Origin of the sequence: Pseudomonas sp. NPDC086278 (genome assembly GCF_050280905.1) — a bacterium.
Classification (GTDB): domain Bacteria; phylum Pseudomonadota; class Gammaproteobacteria; order Pseudomonadales; family Pseudomonadaceae; genus Aquipseudomonas.
Map to the genome: position 1 here is coordinate 12,977 of NZ_JBNNWE010000007.1, position 5,316 is coordinate 18,292.

The window sequence follows — 5,316 nt, forward strand, 5'->3', positions numbered from 1 at the left end:
GAGGCGCAACGCGGGTTGTTTACCGCGTGTAGGTGCCGGGCCTGCAAGGCTGTCGAGTGAGTCAGGCGGCAAGTCGGATCGCCGCCCGCGAAGCCAGCGCCTCGGTCTCAAGGTTGCCAGTAGGTTTTTTGCCCGCTCAGTTTGCGATCAAGAAAACTCGCCGCGCTGATCAGCGCCAAATGCGTCAACGCTTGCGGCGTGTTGCCCAGGTGTCGCGCATGGCTGTCGAACTCTTCGGCGTACAACCCCAGCGGGTTGGCGTAGCGCAGCAATTGTTCAAATTCCAGGTGCGCCTTTTCCACCTGACCCGCCCGGGCGAGGCATTCGACGTACCAGAACGAGCACGCGGCGAACGCGCCTTCGGTGCCATCGAGCCCGTCAATCTGCGCGTCTTCGTTGCGATAGCGGTACACCATGCCATCGCGCACCAGGGTTTTCTGGATGGCTTCCAGGGTCGAGAGCCAGCGCGGATCCTTGGCGCTGACGAAGCGCACCAACGGCATCAACAGCATCGAACCATCGAGTGCGGTCCCGCCAATGTGCTGCACAAAATGCCCGCGCTCTTCGTTCCAGAAATTTGCCCAGATGTCGGCGTAGATCGCCTGGCGCGTCTGGTCCCAGCGGGCGAACGGGGCGGGCAGGGAGCGTTTGGAGGCGAGGCGGATGGCGCGGTCCAGTGCGACCCAGCACATCAGCCGCGAGTGCAGGAAGTGGTGCTGTTCGCCGCGCATTTCCCAGATGCCCACGTCTTGCTGCTGCCAGGTTTCGCAGACTTGATCGACCACCTCCGACGCGTGTTTCCAGCCTTCGTGAGAGATGGCGTCGCCGTATTTGTTGACCAGGTATACCGCGTCCATCAGTTCGCCAAAAATGTCGAGCTGGACCTGATCGTACGCACCGTTGCCAATGCGCACCGGCTGGGCGCCGCCATGGCCGGACAGGTGCGCAAGTTCGGTTTCCGGCAATTCCTGACGCCCATCCATCGCGTAAAGAATGTTGAGTTTCATCGAGTTGCCACGGCAATCGCTGACCCGCCCGCGCAACCAGTTCATGTAGGCGTTGGCTTCCTCGACGAAGCCCAGGCGCATGAAGGCGTAGATGGTGAACGACGAATCGCGGATCCAGGTGTAGCGATAATCCCAGTTGCGTTCGCCCCCCGGAGTTTCCGGCAGGCCGAAGGTCGCGGCGGCGAGGATTGCCCCGTGTTTGCGCGAGGTCAGCAGCTTCAACGCCAAGGCCGAGCGGTTGACCATTTCCCGCCAGCGCCCGCGGTAATTGGATTGGCCGATCCAGTCGCGCCAGAACTTCAACGTGCGCTCCATGCACATCGCGGCGCCACCTTCCTGGAAGCGTGGATCGTCGAGGCCGCCGAGCAGGAATTGCGCGCTTTCATCCTGTTTTAAGGTGAACTGCGCCACCGCAGCATCGCCCTCCACCTGCAACGGTTGATCAGAAGACAGGCGCATGGACGGTTGATCGGCGGCCTCGAAGGCCACGTCTTTTTGCTCCATCCGCGCGCGGGTTTTGGCGCGAGCGTAGTCGTGGCGCACCGCGCAGCGCAGGTGGAACGTCGCCTCGCCGCTGACCACCCGCACCCGGCGCATCAGGATCGGCAAATCGTCTTCGCTGTCGCCGATTGGCAGCAAGTCGGTGATCTCGACGACTGCGCGGTCGCTGAGCCAGCGGGTTTGCAGCACGTTGGTGTCGGGCAGGTAGATTTGTTCGCGACGGGCGTCGGGCAAGTCCGGGAACAGTTGAAAAATGCCGGCCTCGGGGGTGTCCAGCAGCGAGCAGAAGATCGACGGACTGTCGAATTCCGGCCAGCAGAAAAAGTCCACGCTGCCCTTGTCGTTGACCAGTGCCGCACTGCGCATGTCGCCGATGATGCCGTGGGCGTCGATAGGGCTTTGTCGTTCGGGATGATGATCAGCCATTGCCGCGAAACTCCGGATAGAGGCTCATGCCGCCGTCGATGAACAGGGTGGTGCCGACTATGTAGTCGGAGGCGTCGGAGGCCAGGAATACCACCGCGTTGGCGATGTCCTCGACATCACCTATGCGGCCATAAGGAATCAGCTTGAGCAGTTCTTCGGCGGCCGCGCCTTCGGTGGCGGCGCGGTTGATCGCCGTGCGAATCGCCCCCGGCGCGATGCCGTTGATGCGAATGCGCTGGTGGCTGACTTCCTGGGCCAGCGTTTGCATCAGCAGGTCGACGCCGCCCTTGGACGCCGCGTAATTGACATGACCGGCCCAGGGAATGCGCTGGTGCACCGAACTCATGTGAATGATTTTGCCGGCGGCCCGGGACACGCCTTCGCGGATGCCTTGTCGATTGAAGATGCGCAGGGCCGCGCGGGCGCAAAGGAACTGCCCGGTGAGGTTGACGCCGATGACCTGATTCCAGTCGGCCAGGCTCATGTCCACGGCGCTGGCGTCTTTTTGCATGCCCGAATTGGCCACCAGAATGTCCAGCGAACCGAAGGCATCGAGGGTCTGCGCGAACAAGCGCTCGACGTCTTCTTCCTTGGAGACGTCGGCACCGATGGCGAGGGCGCGCCCGCCTTCAGCGTTGATCTGCCGGGCCAGTTCTTCGGCGGGTGCGGGTTGCGAGTTGTAGTTGATCACCACGGCGGCACCGGCGGCGGCCAGGGCCTTGGCGGCGCCGGCACCAATGCCGGAACTGGCGCCGGTGATCAGGGCGACTTGTTGGTCGAGGGAAATCAGCATGTCGGTTAGCGCCTTGAAGTGAGGGCCTAATTAGCTGACTGGTGCGGGCGGGAGAGAGTTCATTTGGCACAGGCAAAGGTTGCCGGTGCCGGCCCCTTCGCGAGCAAGCCCGCTCCCACAGGGGAAAGCGTTTCAAGGGTGGGCTTGCCCGCGAACGGGCCTTCACACTCCACCAACAATTGCCGACTTTCCCCTCGCTCTGCCTTATGGCAACGTGCAGTCCCTTGTCGAGACCCCGAACCATGGCCAATCCTTACCGCGAACTGTTCAACGCCCCAGGCAGCCGGGCATTCGTGCTGGCCGGGATGATCGCGCGCATGCCGATTTCCATGACCGGCATCGGCCTGATCACCATGCTCTCGCAGTTGCACAACGGCTACGGTCTGGCCGGCGCGGTAACCGCAACGTTTGCCCTGGCCACGGCGTTTTGTGCGCCGCAAGTCTCGCGGCTGGTCGACCGTTACGGCCAGGGACGAGTCTTGCCGATTGCCGCCTTGATCGGTGGCGGGGCGCTGTTGCTGCTGTTGCTGTGCACCCGGTTCCAGGCACCGCAATGGACGTTGTTTGTGTTTGCCGCGCTGGCCGGTTGCATGCCGAGCATGTCGGCGATGGTCCGGGCGCGCTGGACCGAGGTCTATCGCGGCCGGCCCGAACTGCAAACCGCGTATGCCTTGGAATCGGTACTGGACGAGGTGTGCTTTATCGTCGGGCCGCCGCTGTCGGTCGGGTTGTGCGTGGTCGCGTTCCCGGAGGCGGGCCCGTTGGCGGCATTGCTGATGCTGGCGATTGGCGTTACGGCGTTTGTGTTGCAGCGCGGCACCGAACCGGCGATTCACCCGCACGAGGAACACCAACAAGGCTCGATCATTCGTTCCAGCGAGATTCAGTTGCTGATGTTGTTGATGGTCGCCATGGGCACCATTGTGGGCGTGGTCGATGTGGTCAGCGTGGCGTTCGCCCAGCAGCAGGGGCAACCGGCGGCGGCGAGTATTGTGCTGTCGGTCTACGCGATTGGCTCGTGCCTGGCCGGGCTGGCGTTCGGCGCATTGCGCTCAAAAGTGCCGCTGCCGCGTTTGTTTCTGTACGGCGGGGTGGCGACGGCGGTGACCACGCTGCCGTTGCTGTTGGCGACCAACATTTTCGGGTTGTCGCTGGCGGTGTTCGTCGCCGGGCTGTTCTTTGCGCCGACGCTGATCGTCGCGATGGCACTGGTGGAACGCATCGTGCCACCGGCCAAATTGACCGAAGGCCTGACCTGGCTGGTGACGGGGTTGAGCATCGGCGTGGCCATTGGCGCGGCCGGTTCGGGCTGGCTGGTGGATGCGTTGGGCGCGCGCAGCGGGTTTTGGCTGGCGATTGCCGCCGGGGCCGTGGTGCTTGGTTCCGCCGTGCAGAGCTTCCGCCATTTGAAATAAACACCAACTGAGACAGCTCAATGGTGGGAGCGGGCTTGCTCGCGAACGCGCTGTATCAGTCGACATCAACGGTGGCTGGTACAGCGCTTTCGCGAGCAAGCCCGCTCCCACAGGACTATCCGAACGACTAATTCCCCGCCGCGCTCGTCCGTTCTCTAAGCAGACAACTATTCGAGGTAAGCCCGGTGACCCAGCTGACATTGCTGTGCCTGCCCTATTCCGGCGCGAGCGCCATGGTCTATAGCCGCTGGCGGCGCAAACTGCCGGAGTGGCTCACGCTGCAACCTGTGGAATTGCCGGGACGTGGCGCCCGGTACGGCGAGCCATTGCACACCGACATGCGACGCCTGGCGCTGCAACTGGCGCAGGAACAAAAAGCCACGCTCAAGGCGCCTTACGCGCTGTTCGGTCACAGTCTGGGCGCATTGCTCGCCTGTGAAATGGCGCACGCGTTTCGCTCGCTGGGTTGTCCGGAGCCGGTCGCGCTGTTTGCTTCGGGCACGGCGGCACCGACCATGCGGCTCGATTACGATCGGGGGTTCGCCGAGCCCAAGACCGACGCCGAGCTGATCGAGCAATTGCGCACGCTCAATGGCACAAGTGAGGAAGTGCTGGCCAATCAGGAGTTGATGAGCCTGACGTTGCCGATTCTGCGCGCAGACTTTCAGCTGTGCGGCCGATTCGAGCCGGCACAGCGTCCTCTGCTCAACTGCCCGATCCATGTGCTCGGCGGCAAAGACGACCGCGCCACCACCGGGCAGTTGATCGGCTGGAGCAAGGAAACCCACGGCAGTTTCTCGGTGGACATGCTGGGCGGCGGGCACTTCTTCATCCATGAACACGAAGCCAAGGTGCTGCGGGTGATCAAGGATCAGCTCGATGTGCATCATCGCCGGCACGCCATGGCCGCCAGCGCCTGAGCCAAATCCCTGTGGAAGCCGAATCCCTGTGGGAGCGGGCTTGCTCGCGAAAGCGGCGTGTCAGTCATACAAATGTCTACTGACACACCGCGTTCGCGAGCAAGCCCGCTCCCACAGTGTATTAGTGGCACTGACACACCGCGTTTTACCGCCCCTCTGATACTTGTTCTCATTCGCTAATTTTTCCGGTCTGCATTCGTTTTATAGGGACGACGTGCCTTTGTGCTTCCCGCCACTGATCCGGATCCTTAGAA

The 5,316-nt window shown here is 62.8% G+C and carries 4 protein-coding genes; 2 read left to right on the forward strand and 2 right to left on the reverse strand.

The features are described from left to right. Positions 1-107: 107 nt before the first annotated feature. Together ACQKP4_RS03915 and ACQKP4_RS03920 are read right to left on the reverse strand one after the other, a co-directional pair. Entirely contained in the window at positions 108-1,934 is a 1,827-nt protein-coding gene (locus ACQKP4_RS03915) for a glycoside hydrolase family 15 protein (RefSeq protein WP_427630595.1), read from the reverse strand. Further along, a complete protein-coding gene (locus tag ACQKP4_RS03920; protein ID WP_427630597.1) occupies positions 1,927-2,727 on the reverse strand; it encodes a glucose 1-dehydrogenase in 801 nt (266 codons plus the stop codon). Before ACQKP4_RS03920 ends, ACQKP4_RS03915 begins: the two co-directional genes overlap by 8 nt. A 242-nt stretch (positions 2,728-2,969) precedes the next feature. On the opposite strand from ACQKP4_RS03920, the gene ACQKP4_RS03925 reads away from it, so the two are divergent. Further along, complete coding sequence (locus tag ACQKP4_RS03925) at positions 2,970-4,142, forward strand: MFS transporter (protein ID WP_427630599.1); 1,173 nt, start codon at positions 2,970-2,972, stop codon at positions 4,140-4,142. Between the two features lie 185 nt (positions 4,143-4,327). Next, a complete protein-coding gene (locus ACQKP4_RS03930; RefSeq protein WP_427630601.1) occupies positions 4,328-5,062 on the forward strand; it encodes a thioesterase II family protein in 735 nt (244 codons plus the stop codon). Positions 5,063-5,316: the final 254 nt, after the last annotated feature.